Raw genomic sequence first — 24,058 nt, 5'->3', positions numbered from 1 at the left:
CTTTGTTTTTCAATTTTTCTAACTTCCCGGTGCTCTCCCAAACCCCGACCGCCGTCTTTTGGTGGCTGTGTGTGGGCGGGGGGGGGGGGGGGGGGGGGGGGGGGGGGCCCCCCCCCCCCCCCCCCCCCCACGGCACTGGAATCCCTGTTCGCTGTCGCCTAGTTGGTGAAGTGCTCGTGAACGCCGACAGCAACCACCAGATCTTGCCAGGACATCCCAGTGCCCTTGAAGATATTAGGCCGATCATCACACCGGGTGAATTGGCCTTGCACCAGCTTGGCGATGGTGGCTAGGTTACCGGCCAGCAAAGTGCCTTCAGCGATGGCTTGAATGACATCGCCAGCTTCACGCAGAGCTGTAGCGATATCTTCTACCACTACCAATGAGCGGCCAACCAATTCACCATCGAGCTCGCGCGACTCGGGCACATGTGAACCCATCGCGATAACGCATGCTCCTGGCTGGACAAGCGATCCGTCGAACAACGGCTCGCTTGCACTTGTCGCGCACACCACGAGTTGAGCGTTGGCAACGTCGCCAGGATCCCCAGCTCTGGCAGCCAGTCCAAAAGCATTGGCCTTCGCCACCAAGGCATCGACTCGTTCGCGATTGCGGGCCGAGATGATGACCTCGGTGATTTCCCTGATTTCCGACATGGCTTCTATATGTCCCCAAGCTTGCGGCCCGGTCCCGAAGACCATGAGCGTGCATGGGCCTGACGGGGCCAAGTGCTTAGCTGCTACGGCCGAAGTTGCTGGTGTGCGCAAAGCCGTGAGCATCGCGCCCTCAAGCAATGCCTGGGTGGACAACGTCTCGGCGTCCATCAGAATGTAGTTCGCCTGGATTCGGGGCAACCCCTTGCCCGGGTTATCTGGGGCAACGGTGGCTACTTTAATGCCCGACCATTCGCCGATGGTCGAGGGCATGAGCAGCATTTCGCCGCTTCCGGCAGCGATGCCTGTGCGATCAGGATCTGTCGCTGGATCGAAGCCGTCCCGCAAGGCGTTTTCTAGAAGTTCGCGCGCGCGGTCAGGACTGACAGCTTCCGCAACTTGCTCGGATGTGTACCAGACAGGTGAAACTTGCTTAGTGAGGTTCATGGATGCTCGTTTCTGTTGTTTTGACAACGTCAGGATTTTGACACAGCTTGTTGCGGTTCGCTCGCAGTGTTCCGCTGAGCTTCTGGATACTCACGCTTTGGTTCTGCGCGAAGCCGAGCGACCAGGTAGCCAAGAAGGCCGCCTGCGAAGGCCGGGATAATCCAACCGCCGCCTTGGGCGAACATCGGGATGAAAGCCAAGGCGTTGTTGAGGCCGTCAACAAAAAGACCTGCGGATTTGATTGCATCGAATAGGCCGATCAGTCCCGCGCCCAAGATCGCGCCGATGTATACGGACTGGTATCCGGAAAAGAACCGGTTGAGCATTACAAGGAGAATCAAGGTAATTGACAGCGGATACAGGAACATCAGCAGCGGAATAGCGGTTTCCAAAACGGTTTCCAGTCCGAAGTTGGTGAATAGCAACCCGGCCAGGCCGAAGATATATACCCAGCGCCGGTAACTAGCCCATGGAGTGATGTTGCTGAAATATTCAGATACGGAAGACAGACAGGCGATGTTCGTGGTGATGCCGGTCAAGAGAACAATGACGCCCATGGCAATGACGCCGCCGGTCCCCAGCAGATAGCGGGAAGACTCGGCCAGTACTGCGCCGCCGTTGTCGAAGCGTCCGATAGCTTCAACGCTGGTTGCGCCGATCCCAGCCATCGAAATATGCAATAAGGACAGGCCGATGACGGTGATCACGCCGGCTTTGATGAAGACCTTGGTGATAGCACGGGGCTCAGTAATCCCGATGGCTTTTATGGATTGGATGAAGACGCCACCGAATACGAGCGCTGCTAGCGCGTCCATGGTGAAGTAGCCTTCGGTGAAACCTTTGAGGAATGTGCTGGAAAGGTACGGTTCAATAGGATCTTGCGGGGCGCCCATCGGCGTGAGGAATGACTTGCCGATAATGATGAGCAGCAGCACGGAGAAAACGGGAGTAATCAATTTTCCCAGACGCGCCACCAGCTTTCCCATGTCGAGGGAGAGGAAGATCGTCAACGCGGTAAATGCGGCCGAGAAGGCAAGCAGCATCCAGCGGGCGCCGTCGTCTGATAAGTCAAGGTGCGGCTTGAGAGCGATCTCGTACACCACGGAACCTGTCCGGGGGATTACGTACAAAGGGCCGAGCGCCAGGAACAAGAGCGCGCAAAAGCCTCTGGAAAACCAGGGATGCACGCGGTCCGAAAGCGGCTCAACTCGACCGCCGGCCTTAGCCAAAACGATGATCGCCAGAAGCACCAGGCCGACACCAGTCAGGAGGAAGGCGCTCACGGGCACCAAGGAAGACTTGCCGGCTTGCTGCCCGACCAACGGGGCGAAGATGATGTTGCCGGCGCCTAGGAACATCGCAAATAGCGTCAGGCCGATAACAAGCATTTGAGGTGCTGAAATCTTTGTTTTCATTCGAGTCCTCGAGATTGTTGGGGATCGGGATATCCGATGTCCAAGACGCAACTGTAGCGTGCATCACTTCTATGTTATATATTACACAAAACGTGATTCGAGTCCAATGGCGGGTTCGGGACTTTCTAAGTAGCTTGAGGTTCGGGGCGGTCGGCCCAAATGCCGCGGCTGTGCGCGAGGTGGCGGGTCATTAGTTCGGCGGACAGATCGCCGTCACCTGTGGCAATGGCTGCCAGGATCTCCAAGTGCTCTTCGGCGGATTCCGTGAGGTCACCATGATCAGCCATTTTCTGCAGGCCCTGCATGCGAGCTTGGTCGCGTAGCTGATCGACGGTCTGCACCAGGCGATGGTTTCCAAGGGTCTCCAAGAGCGCCTTGTGGAACTTGCGGTCGCTGTCCAGGAATCTGCGGACGTCGCCTTCGCGGGCCGCGAGAATGATGTCAGCAGCCAGCGTCTTGAATGGCTCCGGATCGGTGCCATGGAAATTTTCGGCGACTTCGCGCATCGCTGGAACTTCCAGCATGGTGCGGAGCTTGAAAATCTCGTCCAGATCTTGCTCGGTCAGGACCGGTACGCGGAATCCCTTGTTGCGGATGACTTCCACAATTCCCAGGTTTGCCAGATCCATGACAGCTTCGCGGACCGGGGTAATTGACACCCCTAGTTCGGCGGCAACTTTGACAACGCTTTCCACATTTCCCGGTTGGATTTGCCCCATGACAATCGAGGTGCGAATTGCGTTTCGGGCCTGTTCGCGCAGGCTGATCGCCCTCAAGGGAGTGTGATTGCTCGTAGTCATATCTACTTGTTTACCACGTTCGAGCAAACCCTCATGGCAGTGTGCCCGCCTGGCGGGAAATGTGGCTGTATCCGCAGGCAGGATACCCACTAAGGTGTAAGGTATAACACAATACTGATTGGTGCTGGCGTGATGATTTAACCATCTAGCCAGCAAGGAAACGTAGCGCAGGAGCAAGAATGAGCCTAGAACGAGCTGACGTCGCAGTTATTGGTGCCGGAATAATCGGCGCAGGAATTGCCAGCCAGCTGAGCCGAGACGGGCTGGATGTGGTGGTTATTGATCCCGCGCCGGGACGCGGTTCATCCCTGGGCAATGCAGGACTCATCGTCCCGAGCTATTCGACTCCGATGTCCACTCCAGGGAACTTGTGGGAGGGCATTAAAACTTTCGGCAGCCAGCATGCCCCGGTGACGTTTGCGAAGCCATTGGGGTTCGAATCATTGAAGTTCTTGGCCAGCTTTGCAATGAACTGCAGGCCGGGACGTGTCAAAAGGGATACAGCGAAGCTCCATGGCCTGGCGACACTGAGCCAGAAACGATACCAGCAGCTGAGAGAAGACGGATTGGATCTCGGCATGCAAGAGCAAGGCTGGTTGTGGCTATCCACGGATGAGGGCAATGCCGAACGCCTGCATGCGGATGCCGAGCGCATGCGTGCGGCTGGTGCGACCTGCGATGTTGTGAATCGAGAGCAAATCGTTGATCTGCAGGCCGGGGTAGAAGATGGAGTTGCCAGCGGGATCTGGTTCTCCAACGAAGGTTTCCTGGATCCTGAAGAAGCCGCAAGGCGTTGGTTGCAAGATGCCATTGACCATGGAGCCCAGGTCGTAGGTGCGAAGGTCATCGACCACGAAGCTACCGGATCCAACCTGCACACCTTGATCACTGATTCCGGGAGGGTCTCGGCGCGACACGTTGTTTTGGCAACGGGAGCCTCCAGCCGTGAAACCGGCAAGGCCTTGGGAGTCAGTGTGCCAGTTGAGCCTGGATACGGCTGGTCGGTGACTCTGGAAGATCAGGACCGCTTGGTTAGTCGTGCCTTGATGGGGATGGAAGATCATGTGGTTATCAGTCCAATGCCTGGACGTGTGCGAATTACGGGCGGAATGCGTTTTGGCGGCATGAGCAATGCAGTTCCAGCTGATTCGGATATTTCAGCCCTGCGCCAGGGCGCGGAAGCATTGCTGCCAGAGCTTAGGCATTTGCCGGAACTTAGCCGTTGGCAGGGCGCCCGGCCGATGACTGCAAGCGGCGTGCCGATCATCGGGCAACGCAAATACGAGAACCTGACAGTAGCCGCGGGGCATGGACCCCTCGGCGTTACCCTGGCTCCGGTTACCGTCGACAAGGTTCATGAAATTGTCGAGCATTCCTTGGCAGCAAGCAGGGCCTAGCCAAGGTTGCGGCGAACAATGTTGTGCGGTGCCGAACCGGTGGATAGCAGCTGAACTTGCTGCGTCGCCAAATTCGACACCAACCGCATGAATTCCGAGGTATCACCAGCCATATGCGGCGTAATGATGCAGTTCGGCGCGGTCCACAACGGATGGCCCGTGGGCAACGGCTCGGGATCGGTCACATCCAGAGCCGCGCGCAGGCGTCCCGAGCGCAGCTCGTCGAGCAGATCTGCGGTGTTCACAATAGGGCCGCGGCCGACATTCACCAGCAGTGCGCCGTCGCGCATGCGCTGGAGGAATCCTGCATCAATAAGGCCTTGGGTCTGGGGTGTATGCGGCAGAGTGCAGATGACGACATCGGCTTCAGGCAGGAGCTCAGCTGCATCGCGCAGGGCGACGACATTGGTGCCATCATCCAGGATTCGCGGGGAACTGGCGACTCCGGTGATTCTGGCTGGTTTGAAGGCTTTGAGCCGTTCAATAGTGGCTGTGCCAACACCGCCCACTCCGAGCACCACGACATTGGAGCCGAAAAGCGAGGAAGTCCACAAGCGAGGCCACTCCTGCTCTTTCTGCGAGGCCATGGCCGCAGGGAGCTCGCGCAATGCGGCCAGTACGAGGGCGAGGCAGTGCTCAGCGGTGGAGTCTTCCACTGCGCCGCGGGAATTCGACAAGACTGCTTCGCCGGGGAGATGCTCCAGCACCCACTCGTAGCCGAGGGATAGCAGATGCACGTGCTTGAGCCCCGGGATTCTGCTGACTCGCGAGCGATGCGCAGGATCCAGCGGCCGCTCGGTAACGAGCACATCAGCTGCTGGAGGCTCGCCATCATTGATATTCCACAAGACGGTTTCGACCCCGGGAATCTGCATGCTGTCGACCAAGCTTTGCCACGGAACTAATACACGCAAACCATGAATCCAATCGTGAGATGAGATATTGCCGGCGTTGCCCGGGCATTGAATTCCACGGTACCAAGGCCCCCGCGAAAATGATCAGTTCCAGAAACCATTTTCCCCAGAGCTCAGTCCTGCGTCTAAACTGGCGATATGACTCAGAGCGTGAAGAAAACCCGGCAGGCCGGACTAGGAATGACTACAGGAGCAATGTTCATTGCCTGGACCTTGGGCCTTGTCGGAGTAGTCATGCTGATTCTTGGAGGGGCCACTGCGGCCGCGCTAGTCATTCTTGCGGCAGCCATTTTGCAAGCAGGCGCCATGATCGCCGAAGCGATATACCGCTCCAGAAGCTAGCGCTCAGTGGCATCGTCCGCGTAGTACTGTACCGGACCAAGGATCAGGCTTCTGGACCCTGCTCAAGTTCTGCAACGAATCGGGCCAAGCGGGCAGTCCTCGTTTTCTCCGTTCGGGCAATCATCAGCTGATGCAGGATGTGATAGCGCGGTTGGGATTTCAAGGCCGCAAAATTCGTGGCCGCCACGGTCGAACGATCCAGCGCTTCTTGCAGATCCGGAGGAACCTGGGCGGTGGCCTGGCCTTGGTAGGCACGCTCCCACCGTCCATCTTCCTTGGCCTTCTGGATTTCCGCGAAGCCTCGTGGCCGCATGCGTCCTTGATCAATTAATTCCTGGGCGAATTCAGTGTTCTTCTGGGACCAGACAGAGTTCTTCCGGCGGGGAGTGTAGCGCTGGAGGAAGGTCGTCTCGTCGCGTTTGCGGCGGATGGCATCGATCCATCCGCTGCAGAGCGCCTCGGGCAATGCTTGTGCGACAGCGAGCGAGGTGGGGGAAGTCGTTCCCTTCTTTGCCACTACCAGCCAAACGCCATCGCTGGTTTCTTCGTGTTCGTCGAGCCAAGCGCGCCAAGCGGTGACATCAGGAAGAATCAAAGCATCTTGTGGATCCATGGAACCTATCCTGCACCTCGTTGCCCATAGTTGCTAGAGCTTGGACTCGCCGTCGGGATGATGCCTGCCATTGCTTGCCCGATGGACGGCGGGACGTGTCCGGAGCCCGTGGAGCAATTTCCTGCTCCGGTACATTATGAAATGACACGCCACGGATCATGGCGAAGGGCACGGTCAGCCGTCGGCGGGCCAAAGCGATGAGGGCTCGACTGCTGCATTTTTCCAGCACCAGTTTGTCCCCGCAGTCCTGGTCATCGCCAAGCTCAGCGTCAATGCCGCGCATCTACACGCAGGCCGACGTAGAGCGGTATGCGAAGGCGTGGTGGGCGCGCATCCAGTCCCACAGTGCGTTGACTGCGGCGGTGACTCCGGCACGCGACGAGTACGTTGCCCGGTGGGCTGATGCATCGGAAAGCGATGACGGCCAGGCCCTCGACGAGCTGCGCACATTCAAGTAGGACTGCGGCCCGTTCGTGCGCTTGTACGACTTCATGTCCCAGGTCGTCGACTACGGCACCAGCGACCTGGAAAAGCTCGCGGAGTTCCTGCGCCAGCTTATAAGGCTGTTGCCATCCGACGATGTCTCTGCCTCGGTGAACGTTTCCGGGCTCGAACTGCGCAAGGTCCGCCAGATCGACAGGGGCAAGGCGGACATCGGCCTGTCCGGCGAGCTGGACACTCCGGTGCTCCGTGGATCACCGGCGTCGGTTCGCATGTCTCTAGGCAGGATCCGCAGCAGGAATTGCTCTCGGACATCGTGGCCAGGATCAACGCGCCGTTCGGTGCGGAGTTCGCCGATCCACAGATCCAGGGCTTCGTGGTCGCCGCGGCTGGCATGGCGGAGGATGATCCGCGCATCGGCGAGAAGATCGACCACAACGCGCTCGACCAGTTCATGGCGTCGCCGGAACTGCGGGAGATCCTGACGGATGCGGCAGTGCTCAACGAAGGAGCTTTCGGGAAGCTCACCGGTGCGCTGACCGGCGAGAACGACCGCGCGGATGAATTCATCCGGCTTAGAGGCCGCTATCTCTATCAAACTCGTCGTTCGAGAACTGAGAATTCTGAAGATGAGGGGAACGAGGGATCATGAGTCGACCGCAGCGAGCAGGCTGACTCACTTACAGCCTGACCGAGAGGGACCTTAGAATGTCCAACCCTCGCGGCGCACATAATCGAAGAACTTTAGGACTTCCACGCCGTGCTCAGCCGCGACGTTGGGAATCTTGAGATTCTTCTCAGATGTGTTGGGCCCTTTCCTGCGCTCTTCGGTGACCAGCAACGAGCGCTCGACTTTCGCATGGGCGATCACGAATGGATCGGCCTCGTTGAGCTGGCCTTGTACCCATCCTGGATGCGCGTTAGCGATCTCCGCTACCATGTTGAGTTCGTCTTCAGAAATTGCGCAGACGAAGTCGGGAAGTTCCTTGGCCCACTTGTGGAGGGCGTCACCACTGCGATTGACCTCCCGGTGGACGGCCTCGCAAATGCAGCTGTCTCCGTTGGTTGCTGATACCTCGATACTCTCCCAGATACTAGGGAAGATGTCGCGCGGATACACCCGCTGCAGATTGATGAGGATGTTGCTGTCGAGGGTGTAGGTCACTCCGCACCCCCAGTTCTGTAGTATTCGGTCAAGAGCTGTTCGACCATTGGAACGCGCGCATTGAGGAGATAAGTGGCATCCATCATGTCTACCCGTCGGTCCTCGATTGCATGAGCAACGGCGCCAATGTAAGAAGAGCCGAGATCTCGATAGCGGAGTCGCCATGGTGGCACAATACTGCCAGACTTCTTTCTCAACTCTCGCACTTTGCTCCACTCAGCGTCACTGCGCAACCGGATCGCGGCTAAGCCTTCGTCATCGATGATGTTGAGGGTCCGAAGACGTACGGCGGCGGCAAGCGGACTGACCTTGAAGACCGACGCTAGGTGTCCAGACAGTTCATACGGATCGTCGATCGGGCGCAACTGTCGGCGAACAGAGTTTTCGGGCATTAAGAAATTGGCCGCGAAGCTGTTTGCCAACGCCTCCTCGTTGATGTTTTCTTTGAGTACACAGAGGCCGCTGGTGCGGTTCGCAAGGTGCGCGAGCTCGTGAAACAAGGTGAATGTGCGACCGGAAGCGCTGTCCCCACCGTTGATCAGGATGACAGGCAACCTGTCATGATGGATGGACAATCCGCGGAAGGTCCCCAACGCGATCTTCGTGGTCTGGAACACGAGGATGTTCCTGGCCTCGATTAGTCCGCGCCAGAAGTTGAAGACCTGGTTGATCTGGGACTCGGTAGGGACGAAGGTGTCAAGGAGACCGAACTGTCGACGCACGTCGGCGGCCTGGTCTTTCAAGTTTTCCTAAGACAAGGGTCGCAGCTCCAACTTCTCACCGTGAGTGGTCGCCAGATCGAGCATAGCGTCTCTATGCTGCTCGGCCCGGCGCATCTCTCGGGCGAGGTCCGCCGGCAGCTCGTCGTGTAGGCGACCTCGGAAGTCGGCCGTATCGGGTACGTCAGGCTCCGCCGGGGCCGGGGCGAAGAAGAATCCAAGTGGGCGATCAAGTTTGCTTGCCATCAGGGTAAGCTGTCGGAAGGTAGGAAGACTCTCGCCTGCTTCGAATTCCATGACCCGTTCAGTCTTGACCCCTACAGCCTTTGCGAGGTCTTCCTGCGTCACGCGTCCGAGTTCGCGTGCCCAGTTCAACGTGTCACCATTAATCGGGGCGCGGGCCATGAGCACTCACCTCCGTTCATGACCAGTATGCTTTAAAGTTGGTCTATTTCGACTTATGTCAGTTAATCCTAAGGCGGGACCATCCTTTAAAAGGAAATATGACTCTCGTTTCGGTCCGAGGTTTAGCGCCGGATCCGCGTGTGGGACCGACCGCGGCTTCCCTTCGGAATGTGCGTCGTTCGGCTGCTGTAGTTATCCCACTATTTCGCGCCGATGATCGAGCATGGGACTAAAGGTATGCCAACCGGACTGTACCCGACGCTTGTAGGTCGCAGAAGCATGGGGCGGCCGAGAGTTGGCCGGATCGTGTAGCGAGTGCGTAGCACGTGTAGCACGTTCTTGTTTCGTAATTCAACGATGGTGCCCGTCCTCGTCTCCTGCATGCCTTCTGCGACCAGATGGCAGCACTTGACCAAAACGGGATCATGTCATGCTGTCGATCGCCGCTCGTCTTGGGCCGCATCGCCGATGGTGAGCCTTGAAAGTTAGAGTGTAATCATGTTGAGGTTAGGAGCGTGCCAGTAACTTTCGCTCTTTCCAACGTCGGTCTCTGCTGCTGCCGGTGCCTTACTGGCGACCGACGGAACGAGGATGAACTTCGAACCCGAACTGCGTCCCCGACTCGCCGAGCGCGTGGTTCCTGCCGGCAACGGCGATCATTTCCCACAGGCGTTCGATGGAAAGTGCGATTCGTTCATGGAGCGAACGATGGAAGGAATCCCACAGTTCATTGTCCGATACGGAATTCATGGCCTCATTGAATAAGTCCTTGATCTCCGGTTCGAGCATCACGGCGTCTTCGATGCGCTGCCAGTGTTCTTCGGGACTTTCCCACACCTGCGGCGAGTCCCCAAGAACATCCAGATAGTAAAAGCGACCACTTTGCCCGTATCTGCCCAGCGCCGCGATCAAAGGCTTGACTACGAAATCGTCCTCAACTGAGGAGAGCAGACCACGAACATATTCGGACTTATCCGCTGTTAGTTTCCTGAGTTCGTCGAAGACGGCATCATGCATGTCTACGAGGTTGTGCCCGTGCGATTTCATCTGCGCCTTTGTTGGCCATTTGCCATCGCGTTCCAGGTCGACTAGCCCCAACGTCAGCTTGTATAGCTTTTCCACGCCGATGGAAAGCATGGTGAAGATGGGATCTCGTGTGGTTTCGACGAACGCTGCGGTTCGCATCGCCCGTATCCCGTAGGCCAATAGATTGCGAGTTGAATTCATTTCAGAGATCAACGCGAAAGTCTGATCGCGGTTGAGATTTTCTATCATGAGAGTCCCCTTTTTGTTTTCGGATGGGTAGTTAAGGAGGAATAGATTACACGTAGATCGCTATCGGGATCACTTTGAACGAAGCCCCGTCGATGCGCGCAGAGAGGCCAAGGTCGAAGGCCATTGCTCCAGTGATCTTCGCTTTCTTGAGACCTTGATCCGCCTGCTCCATCAGTTCGTCCACCAGTGTTTCAAAGCTTTCAACAGGAACAGAGCTGAGGAGCTTGTTACGCTCAAGGGTGGGACGGTCGTGTTCGACTGACTCCGCGACCTTGCCCAAAACAGTAAAGCGCCCGTCGAGGATCCGATCGGTGTCCTCGACGGTGAAATAGGCAGCATCGCACATAGTTATCGCCGTGACTTGGTAGTTCTCCGAGCCGAGATTGCCAAAGAACTCACGTGTTCCATCGCTACGGAAGTCCTTCCGAATCGCCCTGGTTACGGATGCCGCAAACTCGGCCTGGGCATCGGCCCGGAATCCAGTTTCGGCGAAGTAGGCCTGCTGCGCATCGAAGTCGCCCCACTTCTCAAAAGCTTTCAGCGCCTTCTGCTTTGCTTGGAAGCGAACGACGGATGCTATGAGTTCTGGCGAAAGTACATCAAGGAACGCTGACATCTGATCTGGCTTGAACTCAGTAGTGTATTCAACGAGATCACCAACTTTCAGAGTCTCCGCGTCGGACAGAGTTGCGACCGTGTGAAGCAACCCGAAATGACGCAACGACTCGCGAACGACATGCAGATAGTATGCCTGGGTGTATTCCCAGACTGAGCGGCGGTTCTGAGTCGAGGCCTGTGCCTCGATAACCTCTTCACCTGCGGACATTCTCGCAGTGAGACCCAATTTCGACCCGAGCCAACCGATGTTTCCTGTGCCTTCCGCCGAACCGTCAACAGTGGTTGTCTCCGTTGCGGTATTGGTTCCGCCGCCTTCAGTCGTATCCTCTTTTACCAGCGGGGCTCGATAAATCTGCTGAAGTATGCCGCTGACATGATCGGGATTCTGATAGACCGTGACTGTGGGAGCTGACTGTTGTTGATTGAACGCGGTGTCCTGAGTCTTTCGGGTGGCCATTCTCTCCCTCTTTCTGAATATTGCTTTTCAGTATATGAATGAGAGGGGACAGTTTAGTTCGAAGGTGAATTCCAGGCACTTTGCGTGAGATCAACGAGCACTTCTGCTGTTCAGAAAATTCGAATACAGGTATACCAAAGAATCATTAGCGGAATTGAGCTTAATTCATAACCTCGTTTAATGAGGTTCCTCAGGCTCGCAGGCAACGAGTTTTACGTGAAAAAATTTCTTGGTGAATCTTCGGGCAATGAGCTAGATTTAGCCTAATCATCAATTCATCGGCGCAGGACAGAGCGACTTTAGCAATCATTGCTATTTTATTCTGTTGTGAGGTTCTTGCGCCGATTCGCACTCTTTGAAGCAGGATAATTGAAAACCAAATTAGGCGCGGCGGCAATGTCGACGGCACTGATCACGGGATTGGTGCTTAGCGGCCCGGCAGCAAATGCAGAAGTGATTTCGGATGAGGTCATCTCAACGCCAGTGGAATCGTCAACGTCAGCGGACGCGCAGGCGGAGCCAGTTGCGTCGCAGTCTCCCGTAGCGGACGTCGTTGAATCCGAGGAAAGCATCCTTCCAGCTGAGCCAGAGACGATGCTCGATGCCGACGAATCCAATGAGACAGAAACGTCGGAACCTGCCATTGACCCCGCAACCGAGTCCTCGGCTGCTCCAACTGCTGTTTCCGATGTGGCCGAAGAATCAAAACCCGCGGTGACGGAATCAGCTGCTTCGTCAGAACCTGAAGCTACACCTGAGCTCACTGCTGAAGTTGTTGAGTCGGTCAAGGCCACCGAAACATCATCGGACGTTGCCGTCCAAGGCGAAGACCCTCGCTGGGCCCAAATTGACGCGCTGATGCCCGAAAGTAGTGAGGACTGGGACGAAGCCCAGTGGGAAGCTTTCGATCAGACCGAAGCCGGGCAGGAGATGAACCGACTTCTTGATGAATTGCTTGCTGAAGATATCATCTGGTACGAAGAATTCGACCTTTCTGATGAAGAGCTGGCTTTCTGGCAGTCCATTAACGAGCTTATTCCTGAGGAAAGTTTCGACTGGGACAAAGCCCAGTGGGAAGAATATTTCCAATCCGACAACGGGCTCGAGCTGATTGACTTGATTCTGCCTTTCATGATGGAAGGCATTGAAAGCGATGAAGACGCCGCGGAGATCCAAGCATTCCTCGAAGAGGTTTTTGCTAACGACCCCGAACTGCGAGCGTATTACCTTGAAATGTACTTCGGCATCCAGCCGGAGACTGAAGGCGAAGGTTCGGGAGATCCAGAAACCGAAGAGGAAACAACTCCATCCGAAGATAAGTCTCCAACGGCTGCCGCCGAAATCAAGCCAGCAGGTGAAATTAGCAAGGCTCCTGCAGTCGAGAAACAGTCCATCACGAAGGCTGCCGGTTCCACCGCGCCAGAACTGGCAAACACCGGTTTTGACGGCTTCGCCGCTGCAGGGCTAGGACTTCTCATGGCCCTCGCTGGTGCGGTATTTGTGGCCCGTGGACGCAGGAAGTCCGCCAAGCACTAACTCGCTGCAGCACAAGACCGTCAGTGCAGTCTGAGGCTGTTCGACCGGTGTCCCAAGGGGCAGCGGCCGGACAGCTTCAACTGGTTACCTGCGAGTTTTCATCCAAGCGGTGCCAGGCGCGATTATGGTAAACCAGTCCATTGCCGGGTTGACCGGGTTCGCTATCGCGGTCAACGTGCGACTCAAAGGCGCGCGCGACAAAAACTGTGGATGTTCCTGCCTGAACCCGCTCGATGACCGCGCAACGAACCCAGGCCCGGACGCCATCAAATACCGGTTCGCCGGTGCTCAGCCTTGACCACGTTTGCTTCTGTGCGAAGCGATCGATCCCACTGGTTGCTCCCAATTTAGCCACCTCGATGTCATGTGCATCCAAGCTGTGAACGACAAGAGATGTTGCGCGGGTGAGCACTTTGGCCGCCGAGGACAGCGCAGAAATCGAGAAGACGAGCAATGGCGGATCAACGCTGATCGAAGCCACGGACGTTGCCGTGAGGGCAACTGGTCCGTCGCCGGCATCGGCGGTTATCAGGCTGACGCCACCGGGATGCCCGCGGAAGATTGCTTTGAAATCATCTGCGGGCAACGATGGTGTCGCCGATTCTGTCACTTCAGACGCGGGCACCAACAAGCTCCTCGCGCAGGATGCCAGCCCCTGCGCTGAGCGCGCTGAGCTTGGCCAGGGCAACATCGCGACGGAATGGAGCCATGCCGCAGTTGGTGCTGGCGATCAGCTTGTCCGCATCCACAAATTCCAGTGCATTGCGCAGAGTCTGCGCTACTTCGTCCGCTGTCTCCACAGCGTCATTGGCCACGTCGATAGCTCCGAGCATCACTCGCTTGCCGCGGACCAATTCGACGACCTCCAGCGGGACATTCGAATGGTGGGATTCCAGCGAAACGGTATCGATGGAGGAAGCCTGCAACAGTGGGAAGGACTTCTCATAGTGGCGCCACTGAGCGCCGAGGGTGGCTTTCCAATCATTGTTCGCCTTGATGCCGTAGCCAAAACAGATGTGGACTACGGTCTCGGCTTTAAGTCCCTGGCAGGCACGCTCCAAAGCTGCGATGCCCCAGTCGGCCACCTCATCGAAAAAGACGTTGAAGGCAGGCTCATCGAACTGGATGACGTCCACTCCAGAGGCTTCCAGTTCGCGAGCTTCCTGGTTCAGGATGGTCGCAAACTCCCAGGCCAGCTTCTCGCGGCTGCGGTAGTGTGCATCGTACAACGTATCAACCATGGTCATCGGGCCAGGCAGGGTCCACTTGATCTGACGGTCGGTCAGCGTGCGCAGGAACTGCGCGTCCTGAACGAATACCGGCTTTTCACGTTCAACGGCACCGACCACGGTGGGGACACTGGCATCATAGCGGTTGCGGATGCGCACGGTCTCGCACTTCTCGAAGTCGACACCGCTCAGGTGCTCGATGAATGTGGTGACAAAGTGCTGGCGCGACTGCTCGCCGTCGGAAATGATGTCGATGCCGCGCTGGGTCTGTTCAAGCACTGCTGCGCGCATGGCATCTTGCTGGCCCTCGCGCACTTGCGCGCTTTCAAGCTTCCAGGGGGACCAAAGTTTTTCAGGCTCGGCAAGCCATGAAGGTTTGGGCAGACTGCCGACAATAGACGTGGGGATAAGCGGGGAAGTCATAGAAGAATCTTTCGGAATATCAGGCGACAGGAGTCGGGTAGGAGGAAGACCACTGATCGAGCAGTTCGCGATTCGGAATAATGAAATGCTCTTCGGCGAACTTCCCTTGGGTCTTGCCTAGCTGGGTTCGTTCTTCGCGGTCATAAAAAACGCGGGTAGGGGAGAAGTCCTGGGCGCCGAGACTCGGGTGGTACACGGCAGGCGCTCCCGAGTTGGCATTGTAGATTTCCGGGCGGTAGATCTTCTGGAAGGTCTCCATGGTGCTGATCAGGCTGATCAGCTGCAGATTGGTGTAGTCGTTGAGCAGGTCACCGCGGAAGTAGAACGCCAGCGGTGCCACGGCACCTGGCGGCATGAAGTAGCGGACGCTCAAGCCCATTTTCCCGAAGTACGCATCGGTCAATGAATTTTCGTCCTGCTGGTATTCCAAACCGAGCACTGGGTGGCTGTTGCCGGTGCGGAAATAGGTCTTGGAAGTCGAGACGCTGATGCAGATCACCGGTAGCTGCTCAAAACGCTGACCATAGGCCTGCGAGTTAAGGAAGTGCTGGAAAAGTTGCCCGTGGAGATCGCCAAAATCTTCGGGAAGAACTGGGGTGCCGGCGCCACGACTCTGCGCAGGAAGCACCACACTGAAGTCATAGTCGCGGACGTACGACGAAAAATTATTGCCGACTATTCCCTGGGTTCGAGTGCCTAGGAGTTTATCCACGATCGTGGTTTCAAGGACTTCTAAAAGGGGAAATTTCTGGTCGTTATTATCGGCAGTGAAATGCACGTTGGCAGAAATGATTTCCAATTCCAGCGCATATCGGTCTCCTTGGGGATTGTCCCAGTGAGCCAAGGAATTGAAGCGGCGGTTGATCATTGTTAGAGCATTGTTCAGGTTCTCTGCGCGGCGCTCTCCACGCGCCAAATTGGCGAAGTTCGTGGTGGTGCGCGAATTTGCTGACGGGGTGTAATTCTCGTCGAATTTAGTGGTGCTAATGCTGAAGGTCAACGCGTCTGCCATGATGGCCAATCTGTTTCTTTGGGGGCCGTGGTGGGCCGAGGGGAAGTCGATGCGTCAATCATGCAGGGTGATTCTTGATATCGGGTAACTCGATATAACTATGGATTCATATAGACTCTGGCTATGGTTCAGGGAACAAATGGTTTGACGCTGCAGCAACTTCGCTATTTCGTGGCGGTGGCCTCCGAGGGGTCGATTTCGGCTGCCGCCGACCTGATTTACGTCGCACAGCCCAGCATGTCCTCAGCGATGAAGGAGCTTGAATCACGGGTGGGGCGCACCTTGCTGATGCGTTCGGCCAGGGGAGTAACGCTCACCGCCGAAGGCGCCGAATTCCTCGGCTACGCCCGGCAGGTCCTCGAGCAGGTGGAGCTTCTTGAACATCGCTATCTCGGCCGCCCCTCCGCCCGGCGGCTGCTGGGCGTCTCCACCCAGCACTACTCGTTTTCGGTGGATGCTTTTGTTCGGATGGTGCAGGCCAGCGGGGCCGAGGAATACCAGTTTTCGCTGCGCGAGACCCGCACCGAGCAGATCATCGAGGACGTGCGCACGCTGCGCAGCGACATCGGGATCCTGTACCGCAACGACTTCAACCGAAAGGTCATCGACAAGCTGCTGCGCGAATCCCGGCTGGTCTTCCACCCGCTGTTCCTGGCTGATCCGCACATCTTCATCTCGCGCAGCAACCCGCTGGCCACCCGAACCCAGGTCACGCTCGAAGACCTCGAAGACCTGCCCCGGCTGACCTTCGACCAGGGCGCGAATAATTCCTTCTACTTCGCCGAGGAGGTGCTCTCCACGCGCTCCAGCCAACGCGAAATCCAGGTCTCGGACCGCGCCACCATCTTCAACCTCATGATCGGCTTGGGCGGGTACACGATCTCCACCGGCATCATCAGCGACGAGCTGGATCCCTCCATCGTGGCCATCCCGCTGGCCATCGAGGAGCGCATCGAAATCGGCTGGATCGACCACGCCGCTATCCCGCTCACCGACCAGGCCCAGCGCTACCTGCAAGAAGTGCGAACGGTGGTCGCCAGCTTCGGGGTAGAAGTGCTCGGCTGAGCCGCCAGCAGCGTAACCCCCGGTCATCGAGCACCGGCACATCGTCACAAACTTCCAGCAAAACCCCTGCATCACGCCGATTCATCTCAAAAGGTCGCGTCATAAAGTGCTGCCGGCCACCGCGTCATCATGACAACGAGAAGTCATATGAAGCCTGGCGGCCTTGTATGAAGCCGGGCGCCGGATACCGCTTGCACCGTTTGCGGCGGATAGCCAACCATGGAAGAACAACCCATCAAGAGCGGCTGAGAGATCTGGCTCGGAGACGCCGCAGCAACCATCGGGAAACCGAAAGGTGCTACCGCCAGGAACGATGGAGCAGTTCCGAACGCGTTTTTGCGTAGCTTCGTGCCGCCGCACGATGCCAATCGGTGCACTCCCTCGCAGAGAATCGAGGAGGAGCCATGAGCCAGGAAACCGACGCGGTGCACGCAGGGTACCGCCCGAGCGGAGACTTCCGCCCGATGCTGCCGCCACTGCACAATTCCGCGGCCTACCAATTCGCATCGCACGCCGAAGCGGTGGAGAAGTTCGCCCTGCGCCAGGCCGGCTTCACCTACTCGCGCACCGGCAACCCCACCGTTGCGATTCTCGAACAGCGCGTGGCCGCCCTGGAAGGCGGGGCCCACGCGGTGGCCACCGCCACCGGGCAGGCTGCCGTGGCCCTGTCCCTGCTGGCCCTGACCCAGGGACCCAAGCACATTGTGGCTTCCTCCTCGCTCTACGGCGGCACCGTGGATTTGTTCACCGACACCTTCGCCGACTTCGGGATCCGCGTCAGCTTTGTCGACCAAGCCGATCCGGCCGCCTGGGCCGCTGCCATTGAGGAGGACACCCGGGCGTTCTTCTTAGAATCGGTCTCCAACCCGCTGTGCACCGTGGCCGACATCCCGGCCATTGCGGCCATCGCGCACGAGCGCAACATCCCGGTGGTGGTGGACAACACCCTGGCCACCCCGCTGAACGTGCGCCCGCTGGAACTCGGAGCGGACATCGTGGTGCACTCGGCCACCAAGGCTCTGGCCGGGCACGGCTCGGTGCTCGGCGGGATAGTGGTGGATTCGGGAACCTTCGATTTCTCCGATTCCTCCCGCTGGCCGCAGATCGCCGCGCCGCGGGTGCGGCTGAATGGCGCTTCGCTGCTTGAACGCCACGGGCCGGCGGCCTACGCGATGCTGGTTCGTTCCAAGTTCCTGCACGATCTGGGCCCGACCCTCGCACCGGCCAGCGCCCAGGGCATCCTTGCAGGCATCGAGACCCTGCCGGTGCGCGCGGCCCACGTGCAGCGCAGCGTCGCCCGGCTGATCGACGCGCTTGCCGAGTATCCGGGCATTGCCGCCATCCACCACCCCGCGCTGCCCGAGCACCCCAGCCACGAGCTGGCCCGGGCGCTGGCGCCGAAGGGCACCGGCTGCGTGCTGGCCATCGAGCTGGCCCACCCATCCCTGGTTTCCCCGGTCATTGACGGGCTCAAGCTGATCAGCCTGGCCGCGAATGTGGGCGATACCCGCACCATGGTCGCCCACCCGGCCACCATGACGCACTGCCGGCTCTCCGAGGCGCAGCTGGCAGCCGCCGGGCTGAACACCTCGACCCTGCGCCTGTCGGTGGGACTGGAAGACCCAGCCGACCTGCTGGCAGACATCACCCAATCGCTGGATCTCGCGCTGGCCGCAACCACCGCCGACACCAAGGAAGTGAGCTTCGCATGAGCGGCTTCAACACCCTGGCCGTGCACGCCGGCCAGCACAAGGACCCGCACACCGGTGCGGTGATCCCGCCGATCTACCAGACCAGCACCTTCATCCAGGACGGCATCAACGTGCTGCGCGCCGGGCACGAGTATTCGCGCGGCTCCAACCCGACCCGCAACGGCTTCGAATCCCAGCTCGCCGCGCTGGAAGGCGGCGCCGCCGGGTTCTCCTTCGCCTCGGGCATCGCGGCCGAAGATGCGCTGCTGCGTGCAGTGCTTGAGCCGGGCGACCACATCGTGCTGGGCGCCGACGGCTACGGCGGCACCAACCGGCTGATCTCGAAGCTGCACGGCAAATGGGGGATCAGCTCCTCGGCGGTGGACATCACCAACCTGGATGCGGTGCGCGCCGCGCTGCGCCCGAACACCGCGCTGCTCTGGGTGGAGACCCCGTCCAACCCGCTGCTGGGCATCGCCGACCTGGCCGGCTGGGCCGCCATCGCCGCCGAGCACGGCGCCCTGCTGGTCGTGGACAACACCTTCGCCACCCCGTACCTGCAGCGGCCGCTTGACTTCGGAGCGCACGCGGTGGTGCACTCGACCACCAAGTACATTGGGGGGCACTCCGACGTTCTCGGCGGGGCGGTCATCGTGGCAGACTACCTGCACCGCGGCCAATCGTTGGCCGAAGCCGTCGGCTACCAGCAGTTCGCCGGGGGAGCGGTCTCCGGTCCGCAGGATTCCTACCTGGCCGCCCGCGGGCTGAAGACCCTGGGCCTGCGCATGGAACGCCACTGCGCCACCGCAACCACTCTGGCCCGCTGGCTCGATGACCGTCCCGAGGTCGCCCGCGTCTACTATCCCGGGCTGGAAAGCCATCCGGGCCACGAGCTCGCCAAGCGCCAGCAGCGCGGTTTCGGCGGGATCCTCTCACTGCAGCTCTCCGATGAAGCGGCAGCCCGCGCCTTCGCCGAGTCCATGGAATACTTCCAGCTCTCGGTGTCCCTGGGTGGGGTTGAATCCCTGGTCTGCTATCCGCGCGAAATGACCCACGCTTCGCTGATCGGCACACCGCTGGAGATTCCAGCGAACTTGGTCCGCCTCTCGGTGGGCATCGAGGAGCCCGAGGACCTGATTGCCGATCTGGAACGCGGGCTGGCCGCAGCCGCGAAGGCTTCCGAGGCCGACAGCATCCAGCACCGCAGCCTGGCTACCGCCTGACCTGCCGTCGCAGCACGCGGGCCGTCCGCACAGGAAGGCCCGCGTGCAAGACGTCGGCACCGCTTAGCGATTCGCGCCTCCGGGGCACTCCAAGCTTGCAAATCTGGGTTCCAACCTAATGATCTCCGGCATCGCGATCTGCGCCCCTCACGACGATTGCTTTCGAGGAGCCGCCTATGCCGCGAAATCCATTAGTTGGCGATGGCAAGGACGGGGCCGTGGTGCAGTGGGCTCCTCCGAGGAGGTTCAGGCCTTGGAACCCGACTTGCCCAATGCGAAGGTCGGTGCCGTCGGCGCGCACGCCGGGGGATCGCCGCATGCGTTCGAGCTGCACACTTTCTCCCCTGAAGCCAACGTGTTCGAGGATCAGGTATGCGGATCGATGAACGCCTCGGGCGTCCAATGGCTCACCAATACTGCGAAGACACCTGCGAACTATCGAGCCTCCCGGAGAACGCTGATGGGCAGGTCCGGCGAGCACGCAGTCAGATTCCAGGGCAGGATGGTGTGGGCCGGAGGAACGGCCAGTATCCTATACTGAGGCACAACGGCAGTCTGACGACAGTGCGACGTCCATCTGCTCTGAGCAGGCACATCCACGTCAGGAGTTCGCCAGCCGAGACGGCGGAAGATCCTTCGCCCTGGCGCCATGGCTGAAGAGGAAATTCATGCCAAGAACCTCTGTCTGGTACTGGTCTTAGCCGCCGGTCGCAACTAACATTTACCGGCTCCGGCGATAAGCAGGGTCTTTGCATGTCAGAAACGCCGTTTAAAACCAAAATAGGTCGAAGGGCTCAAGGTCCTGTTGTTGCTATGGCAATTATCGGATACGCGCGAGTAAGCCGGCACCAGGGGACCCCAACGCCGCAGGAAGCCAAGATGCGTGCCGCTGGCGCGGAAAAGGTGCTTACCGAGCGCGGGGAATCGAGCCACATCGCCAGCCGGTCGCGATGGGAAGCATGACTGAGATACATGAGGGCCGATAGCAGGCGCGTGATCTGGGCACATCGGATAGCCGGCACCGAACGTACCCTTGAAACGCTCCGCGAGCTGGGAAACGCGGATTAATCCACTCAGTCTCGCCCAACCGCTCCCCGACATCGCGGCGCACACGCCTTTGGGCGATGCCGCAGCAGGGGCACTGACCATGCTGATTCATTTGCGCGTGCTCCACGGTCCGCGAGAACATTCGCAGGATCGCGGAGCACGCGCTGCAGCGGGCCGCCGGCTCGATGACCTATATTCGATCAGTCTCCTAAACACGGTACCTAGCCTCGAAACGCCTATTCCAACACTCGAAGGTCGACGATCAACAGGCAGATAGGCGAATAGTGTGCGGTGGCGGAATGCCTGTGAAGTTATTGAGGCCCCTCCCGGGGTTGGGAACCATACAGTGAGTCGTTGACTTGATCGATCATTTCTTGTATCGCGTGGACTTTGCTCTGCCAGTACTTGTTGTTCTCGCGAGCTTGCGGTCCTTCTGCTTCTTCGTTCAACTCAAGAAGCTCGCTGAAATGGTCTCGGTAGGCGCACAGCGCAGCATTGAGAACTTCGATTTGCTCGTCATTGAGGTGGACGTTGAGCAATGATTCACGCATGGTGCTGATCCTTTCGTTGCCAGGGTGCGTCCGGTGCGTTCCGGACGCACCCCCCGAATCAACCACTCCTTAAAAGTTTCCCCGGGAGTCATCTCTTGTTCGGTGGCGAGCGTGAATACACCCGGACGGGACCCGCCCGACGCACTGAACGTTGAATTGTTCGTATTTCGTTAGTTCCTTCCGGGCACCGCTGACTGGGCCGCGGAACATCCTCGATCGAGGTGCAAAGGTGCGATCGAGGCGGCTGATGCTGACGGGAAGCTGTGGATAGCTCGAGCTCGTATATGGCCAGAAGCAACTCGTCATCAGCGACCAGCGGATCAAGTTCCGAATCAATGTGGGCAGACATGACACATCATCTCCGCACAGGCCTCCAAGGGGCCTTTCTTGGGTTAACTGGTGATTTCCTTGGGGTTCTTCTTGCCTTGGCCGACCGCGACCTGAATCCGGCGGGGTTTGGCACTCTCGGCGACAGCGATGTCGACACGTAGCACGCCATCCACGTAGATGGCCCGGATACTTTCAGTGTCCAAATGATCCCCAAGGATAAGTTCCCGGGTGAAATGGCCCCAGAGTCGTTCCGAGCCGGCGATGTGCTGGCGGTCTCCTGGTTTGGCGCGTTCAGCGCGGATGGTCAGGATGTTCTTTTCCACTGCCATGTCGATCTGCTCGGCGTCGACCCCTGGCAGGTCGAACTCAGCGTGAAATCCGGTGTCGCCCTTCCAAGCCTCCATTGGCATTGGGTGGACAGGTTCGGAGCTGAGCTGGGTGTTGAAAGCTCGCTGTACCAAGCGGTCGAAATCGCGAAGTACCTCGGTCTGCATCATCTGAACTCATTCCTTTCTGGTGTGACTCTCTACGATGCTGCAATTCACTTTCCGTTAGATCTATGTCTAACGATGTAGATTTTATAGCATGGGATTCTGAGTTCATGCAAGCCTATTGGAAGCAAGAAATGACAAAAAATTCGCCGCGATCCGTTCCTGTTGCTGGATCGCATTCGATTGCTGCCGCTGCCCAGAGTGTGGGAGTGAGTGTGCAAACAGTGCGGTTGTATGAGTTGCGTGGTTTGATCACCCCGTCACGTACCAGCGGTGGCACGCGCAGGTATCAAGCCAAGGATTTAGCTCGGTTGCAGCAAATCTCAGAGTTGATTGATCGAGGCGTGAATTTGGCAGGCATTGGCATCATCTTGGAGCTGGAATCTGAAAATGAGGGGTTGCGTAAGGCACTTGCAAAGCAGTCTCATCGGCAAGGCGCGGATTGAATTATCAAGACCGTTGAGGGTCTATGCTTCTCGGCAGGGTGCCGACGAATTCTTGCCTAGGCGCCGCGGAGCCTGAAAATGCACGTTCTGCTCGAGCACTTGGCAGTGGCCCTTGCTGTTTGGCGGACTGGTCCCTCCTGAACCTTCTCTATGGAGCAAATAGTGGAGAGTGCTAGTGTTCCGTGTTAATTATTTGGTTGGGTTTCATCCAGCTCCAACACATTAGCCTTCGCCCTGCGAATCATCTTGCCCAAGAGGTGATCCGCGGTCTTCGTCCAGGCAAACGGTTTCGCCTCCTCGTTGTACCGTTCGATATACCGGTGCACCGCGGCCTCCAACTCCGGAATCCAGGCGAAGTTTGATCGCTTCAAGCACTGGCGAGTGATGATGCCGAAGAAGATCTCCACCATGTTCAGCCAGGAGCAACTGGTCGGAGTGAAATGCAAGGTCACCCGTGGGTTCGCTGTCAGCCAGCCCAACACGTTCTGGTACTTGTGCGTGGCGTAGTTATCGCAGATGCACGTGCAAGTCGATCTCCGGGTTCGCCTCGGCGACCTGCTGCAAGAAGTCCACGAACTCGACGTTGGTGTGCTTCTGGTAGAACTTGCTCGCGCTCAGCTTCCCGGTGAGGACATCCAACGCGGCAAACAGCGTGGTAGTGCCATTGCGCCGGTAATCATGAGTTTGCTGCAACGGATGCTCAGGAGCCAACGGCTGCACCGGCTGCGTGCGCGAGAGGGCCTGGATCTGGGTCTTCTCATCAATGCTCACCACCACCGCGTTCTCCGGTGGGGACAGGTGCAGGCCCACCACGTCGCGCAGTTTCGCTTCCAGTTGCGGGTCGGTGGAGAACTTTAACGTCTCGATCCGATGCGGTTGGATTTTCCAGCGCCGCCAGATCCGGGCTACCGAGGAGAAGGAGACCTGATGGCGTTCGGCCATGATCCTGGCTGACCAGTGGGAGATCCCCAGTTCGGCCGGGGGAACCCCGTCGTTGGCCAGGGTGTCGGCGAGGATCGCCAAATCGTCGATCTTCTGCGTCTTGCCTGGGCGCGGCGCGTCGCCAAGACCGTCGATGCCGGATTCTTCGTAGGGGTGCGCCATCGGCGCACCGTCGGTTCCGAGAAGCCGGTGGATTCAACGATGTGGATGGTTTGGTACGCCGTCGGCGGCCAGCAGGACGGTGGTGGCGCGCAAGGCCAGTGAGGCGTTGGAGTCCTTGCCGCGGGTCATGGATTCCAGGGTTGCCCGGTCGCTGTCGCGTAGCTGCCGTGGTTTTGCGTAGTTGGCCATGGAACCAATTGTCCCACCTGCTCAAAACAGGTGGAATTAAAGGCACGCTACACTAGCTCC

25 protein-coding genes, 1 pseudogene and 1 riboswitch are annotated in these 24,058 nt (G+C 58.6%); of the genes and pseudogenes, 10 read left to right on the top strand and 16 right to left on the bottom strand.

Going from position 1 to position 24,058, the window contains the following annotated elements; all coding sequences use genetic code 11:
* Positions 1–158: 158 nt before the first annotated feature.
* The 3 genes from ACIQTS_RS08770 to ACIQTS_RS08760 form a co-directional block, all read right to left on the bottom strand.
* Positions 159–1,100 (bottom strand): ornithine cyclodeaminase family protein, encoded by a 942-nt coding sequence (locus ACIQTS_RS08770; protein WP_400291378.1) that lies wholly within the window; start codon positions 1,098–1,100, stop codon positions 159–161.
* A gap of 29 nt (positions 1,101–1,129) precedes the next feature.
* On the bottom strand, positions 1,130–2,515 hold the full coding sequence (gene brnQ / locus ACIQTS_RS08765) for a branched-chain amino acid transport system II carrier protein (protein ID WP_402472725.1): 1,386 nt from the start codon (positions 2,513–2,515) through the stop codon (positions 1,130–1,132).
* 125 nt (positions 2,516–2,640) lie between these two features.
* A complete protein-coding gene (locus tag ACIQTS_RS08760) occupies positions 2,641–3,315 on the bottom strand; it encodes a GntR family transcriptional regulator (protein WP_400291374.1) in 675 nt (224 codons plus the stop codon).
* Positions 3,316–3,494: 179 nt separating this feature from the next.
* Here ACIQTS_RS08760 and ACIQTS_RS08755 point away from each other — a divergent pair, with 179 nt between their 5' ends.
* Positions 3,495–4,712 (top strand): NAD(P)/FAD-dependent oxidoreductase, encoded by a 1,218-nt coding sequence (locus tag ACIQTS_RS08755; RefSeq protein WP_402472722.1) that lies wholly within the window; start codon positions 3,495–3,497, stop codon positions 4,710–4,712.
* Here the strand turns inward: ACIQTS_RS08755 and ACIQTS_RS08750 are convergent.
* Positions 4,709–5,587 carry an NAD(P)-dependent oxidoreductase gene (locus ACIQTS_RS08750; protein WP_402472719.1) on the bottom strand — a complete coding sequence of 293 codons (879 nt, stop codon included), beginning with the start codon at positions 5,585–5,587 and terminating at the stop codon, positions 4,709–4,711. The genes ACIQTS_RS08755 and ACIQTS_RS08750 overlap by 4 nt on opposite strands.
* Positions 5,588–5,764: 177 nt before the next feature.
* On the opposite strand from ACIQTS_RS08750, the gene ACIQTS_RS08745 reads away from it, so the two are divergent.
* Positions 5,765–5,968, top strand: coding sequence for a hypothetical protein (locus tag ACIQTS_RS08745; protein ID WP_332489410.1), 204 nt, complete (start codon positions 5,765–5,767; stop codon positions 5,966–5,968).
* 43 nt (positions 5,969–6,011) lie between these two features.
* On the opposite strand, the gene ACIQTS_RS08740 is transcribed toward ACIQTS_RS08745, so the two are convergent.
* A complete protein-coding gene (locus ACIQTS_RS08740) occupies positions 6,012–6,581 on the bottom strand; it encodes a YdeI/OmpD-associated family protein (RefSeq protein WP_332595448.1) in 570 nt (189 codons plus the stop codon).
* Positions 6,582–6,853: 272 nt separating this feature from the next.
* Here ACIQTS_RS08740 and ACIQTS_RS08735 point away from each other — a divergent pair, with 272 nt between their 5' ends.
* On the top strand, positions 6,854–7,039 hold the full coding sequence (locus tag ACIQTS_RS08735; RefSeq protein ID WP_400291370.1) for a hypothetical protein: 186 nt from the start codon (positions 6,854–6,856) through the stop codon (positions 7,037–7,039).
* 284 nt (positions 7,040–7,323) lie between these two features.
* Positions 7,324–7,674, top strand: coding sequence for a hypothetical protein (locus ACIQTS_RS08730; RefSeq protein WP_400291368.1), 351 nt, complete (start codon positions 7,324–7,326; stop codon positions 7,672–7,674).
* A 51-nt stretch (positions 7,675–7,725) separates the two neighbouring features.
* On the opposite strand, the gene ACIQTS_RS08725 is transcribed toward ACIQTS_RS08730, so the two are convergent.
* The 5 genes from ACIQTS_RS08725 to ACIQTS_RS08705 form a co-directional block, all read right to left on the bottom strand.
* Positions 7,726–8,187, bottom strand: a complete 462-nt coding sequence (locus ACIQTS_RS08725) for a DUF4411 family protein (RefSeq protein ID WP_400291366.1) — start codon at positions 8,185–8,187, stop codon at positions 7,726–7,728.
* Positions 8,184–8,930, bottom strand: coding sequence for an ImmA/IrrE family metallo-endopeptidase (locus ACIQTS_RS08720; protein WP_400291364.1), 747 nt, complete (start codon positions 8,928–8,930; stop codon positions 8,184–8,186). The genes ACIQTS_RS08725 and ACIQTS_RS08720 overlap by 4 nt, the downstream gene beginning before the upstream one ends.
* Before the next feature lie 6 nt (positions 8,931–8,936).
* Positions 8,937–9,311, bottom strand: a complete 375-nt coding sequence (locus ACIQTS_RS08715) for a helix-turn-helix domain-containing protein (RefSeq protein WP_400291362.1) — start codon at positions 9,309–9,311, stop codon at positions 8,937–8,939.
* Positions 9,312–9,878: 567 nt separating this feature from the next.
* Positions 9,879–10,586 carry a hypothetical protein gene (locus ACIQTS_RS08710; protein ID WP_400291361.1) on the bottom strand — a complete coding sequence of 236 codons (708 nt, stop codon included), beginning with the start codon at positions 10,584–10,586 and terminating at the stop codon, positions 9,879–9,881.
* A 46-nt stretch (positions 10,587–10,632) separates the two neighbouring features.
* Positions 10,633–11,661, bottom strand: coding sequence for a hypothetical protein (locus ACIQTS_RS08705; protein ID WP_400291359.1), 1,029 nt, complete (start codon positions 11,659–11,661; stop codon positions 10,633–10,635).
* 594 nt (positions 11,662–12,255) lie between these two features.
* Here ACIQTS_RS08705 and ACIQTS_RS08700 point away from each other — a divergent pair.
* Complete coding sequence (locus tag ACIQTS_RS08700) at positions 12,256–13,197, top strand: LPXTG cell wall anchor domain-containing protein (RefSeq protein ID WP_402472714.1); 942 nt, start codon at positions 12,256–12,258, stop codon at positions 13,195–13,197.
* Between the two features lie 76 nt (positions 13,198–13,273).
* Here the strand turns inward: ACIQTS_RS08700 and ACIQTS_RS08695 are convergent, their stop codons facing one another.
* The 3 genes from ACIQTS_RS08695 to ACIQTS_RS08685 are packed head-to-tail and all read right to left on the bottom strand — an operon-like array spanning position 13,274 to position 15,861.
* Complete coding sequence (locus ACIQTS_RS08695) at positions 13,274–13,822, bottom strand: flavin reductase family protein (RefSeq protein WP_402472711.1); 549 nt, start codon at positions 13,820–13,822, stop codon at positions 13,274–13,276.
* The gene (locus ACIQTS_RS08690) at positions 13,809–14,849 is read right to left on the bottom strand and encodes a methionine synthase (protein ID WP_402472708.1); all 1,041 of its coding nucleotides are present in this window, start codon (positions 14,847–14,849) and stop codon (positions 13,809–13,811) included. The genes ACIQTS_RS08695 and ACIQTS_RS08690 overlap by 14 nt, the downstream gene beginning before the upstream one ends.
* A gap of 19 nt (positions 14,850–14,868) precedes the next feature.
* The gene (locus ACIQTS_RS08685; protein ID WP_402472705.1) at positions 14,869–15,861 is read right to left on the bottom strand and encodes a DUF1852 domain-containing protein; all 993 of its coding nucleotides are present in this window, start codon (positions 15,859–15,861) and stop codon (positions 14,869–14,871) included.
* Between the two features lie 123 nt (positions 15,862–15,984).
* Between ACIQTS_RS08685 and ACIQTS_RS08680 the strand changes: the two genes are divergently transcribed.
* The 4 genes from ACIQTS_RS08680 to ACIQTS_RS08665 all read left to right on the top strand — a co-directional run bounded on the left by ACIQTS_RS08680 (position 15,985) and on the right by ACIQTS_RS08665 (position 20,381).
* Positions 15,985–16,926, top strand: coding sequence for a LysR family transcriptional regulator (locus tag ACIQTS_RS08680; RefSeq protein ID WP_096256531.1), 942 nt, complete (start codon positions 15,985–15,987; stop codon positions 16,924–16,926).
* 229 nt (positions 16,927–17,155) lie between these two features.
* Positions 17,156–17,246: riboswitch (SAM riboswitch) on the top strand.
* 84 nt (positions 17,247–17,330) lie between these two features.
* On the top strand, positions 17,331–18,638 hold the full coding sequence (locus tag ACIQTS_RS08675; protein ID WP_400291349.1) for an O-acetylhomoserine aminocarboxypropyltransferase/cysteine synthase family protein: 1,308 nt from the start codon (positions 17,331–17,333) through the stop codon (positions 18,636–18,638).
* Positions 18,635–19,840, top strand: a complete 1,206-nt coding sequence (locus ACIQTS_RS08670; protein WP_400291347.1) for a cystathionine gamma-synthase — start codon at positions 18,635–18,637, stop codon at positions 19,838–19,840. The genes ACIQTS_RS08675 and ACIQTS_RS08670 overlap by 4 nt, the downstream gene beginning before the upstream one ends.
* Before the next feature lie 226 nt (positions 19,841–20,066).
* A complete protein-coding gene (locus ACIQTS_RS08665) occupies positions 20,067–20,381 on the top strand; it encodes a PhzF family phenazine biosynthesis protein (RefSeq protein ID WP_400291345.1) in 315 nt (104 codons plus the stop codon).
* An 817-nt stretch (positions 20,382–21,198) separates the two neighbouring features.
* On the opposite strand, the gene ACIQTS_RS08660 is transcribed toward ACIQTS_RS08665, so the two are convergent.
* Together ACIQTS_RS08660 and ACIQTS_RS08655 are read right to left on the bottom strand one after the other, a co-directional pair.
* The gene (locus ACIQTS_RS08660; RefSeq protein ID WP_022874873.1) at positions 21,199–21,438 is read right to left on the bottom strand and encodes a hypothetical protein; all 240 of its coding nucleotides are present in this window, start codon (positions 21,436–21,438) and stop codon (positions 21,199–21,201) included.
* Between the two features lie 392 nt (positions 21,439–21,830).
* Positions 21,831–22,265, bottom strand: coding sequence for an Hsp20/alpha crystallin family protein (locus tag ACIQTS_RS08655; protein WP_402472700.1), 435 nt, complete (start codon positions 22,263–22,265; stop codon positions 21,831–21,833).
* A 62-nt stretch (positions 22,266–22,327) separates the two neighbouring features.
* On the opposite strand from ACIQTS_RS08655, the gene ACIQTS_RS08650 reads away from it, so the two are divergent.
* Entirely contained in the window at positions 22,328–22,705 is a 378-nt protein-coding gene (locus ACIQTS_RS08650; protein ID WP_400291341.1) for a MerR family transcriptional regulator, read from the top strand.
* 185 nt (positions 22,706–22,890) lie between these two features.
* Here the strand turns inward: ACIQTS_RS08650 and ACIQTS_RS08645 are convergent.
* A pseudogene (locus ACIQTS_RS08645) lies at positions 22,891–23,998 on the bottom strand (IS630 family transposase).
* Positions 23,999–24,058 lie beyond the last annotated feature (60 nt).

The sequence above is a fragment of the Glutamicibacter sp. NPDC090743 genome (assembly GCF_044769125.1).
Classification (GTDB): Bacteria; Actinomycetota; Actinomycetes; order Actinomycetales; family Micrococcaceae; genus Glutamicibacter.
The sequence above is the reverse complement of the archived record's forward strand: the minus strand, read 5'-3'. Positions and strand labels throughout refer to the sequence as shown.

Bases quoted from the DNA above. Each gene is read 5' to 3' on its own strand.
- ACIQTS_RS08735 (WP_400291370.1), top strand. From the start codon at position 6,854: ATGCCGCGCATCTACACGCAGGCCGACGTAGAGCGGTATGCGAAGGCG.
- ACIQTS_RS08650 (WP_400291341.1), top strand. From the start codon at position 22,328: ATGTCTAACGATGTAGATTTTATAGCATGGGATTCTGAGTTCATGCAA.
- ACIQTS_RS08750 (WP_402472719.1), bottom strand. From the start codon at position 5,587: ATGCAGATTCCCGGGGTCGAAACCGTCTTGTGGAATATCAATGATGGC.
- ACIQTS_RS08705 (WP_400291359.1), bottom strand. From the start codon at position 11,661: ATGGCCACCCGAAAGACTCAGGACACCGCGTTCAATCAACAACAGTCA.
- ACIQTS_RS08690 (WP_402472708.1), bottom strand. From the start codon at position 14,849: ATGACTTCCCCGCTTATCCCCACGTCTATTGTCGGCAGTCTGCCCAAA.
- ACIQTS_RS08755 (WP_402472722.1), top strand. From the start codon at position 3,495: ATGAGCCTAGAACGAGCTGACGTCGCAGTTATTGGTGCCGGAATAATC.
- ACIQTS_RS08740 (WP_332595448.1), bottom strand. From the start codon at position 6,581: ATGGATCCACAAGATGCTTTGATTCTTCCTGATGTCACCGCTTGGCGC.
- ACIQTS_RS08745 (WP_332489410.1), top strand. From the start codon at position 5,765: ATGACTCAGAGCGTGAAGAAAACCCGGCAGGCCGGACTAGGAATGACT.
- ACIQTS_RS08680 (WP_096256531.1), top strand. From the start codon at position 15,985: ATGGTTCAGGGAACAAATGGTTTGACGCTGCAGCAACTTCGCTATTTC.
- ACIQTS_RS08670 (WP_400291347.1), top strand. From the start codon at position 18,635: ATGAGCGGCTTCAACACCCTGGCCGTGCACGCCGGCCAGCACAAGGAC.
- ACIQTS_RS08655 (WP_402472700.1), bottom strand. From the start codon at position 22,265: ATGATGCAGACCGAGGTACTTCGCGATTTCGACCGCTTGGTACAGCGA.
- ACIQTS_RS08685 (WP_402472705.1), bottom strand. From the start codon at position 15,861: ATGGCAGACGCGTTGACCTTCAGCATTAGCACCACTAAATTCGACGAG.
- ACIQTS_RS08760 (WP_400291374.1), bottom strand. From the start codon at position 3,315: ATGACTACGAGCAATCACACTCCCTTGAGGGCGATCAGCCTGCGCGAA.
- brnQ (WP_402472725.1), bottom strand. From the start codon at position 2,515: ATGAAAACAAAGATTTCAGCACCTCAAATGCTTGTTATCGGCCTGACG.
- ACIQTS_RS08700 (WP_402472714.1), top strand. From the start codon at position 12,256: ATGCTCGATGCCGACGAATCCAATGAGACAGAAACGTCGGAACCTGCC.
- ACIQTS_RS08710 (WP_400291361.1), bottom strand. From the start codon at position 10,586: ATGATAGAAAATCTCAACCGCGATCAGACTTTCGCGTTGATCTCTGAA.
- ACIQTS_RS08675 (WP_400291349.1), top strand. From the start codon at position 17,331: ATGAGCCAGGAAACCGACGCGGTGCACGCAGGGTACCGCCCGAGCGGA.
- ACIQTS_RS08715 (WP_400291362.1), bottom strand. From the start codon at position 9,311: ATGGCCCGCGCCCCGATTAATGGTGACACGTTGAACTGGGCACGCGAA.
- ACIQTS_RS08770 (WP_400291378.1), bottom strand. From the start codon at position 1,100: ATGAACCTCACTAAGCAAGTTTCACCTGTCTGGTACACATCCGAGCAA.
- ACIQTS_RS08660 (WP_022874873.1), bottom strand. From the start codon at position 21,438: ATGCGTGAATCATTGCTCAACGTCCACCTCAATGACGAGCAAATCGAA.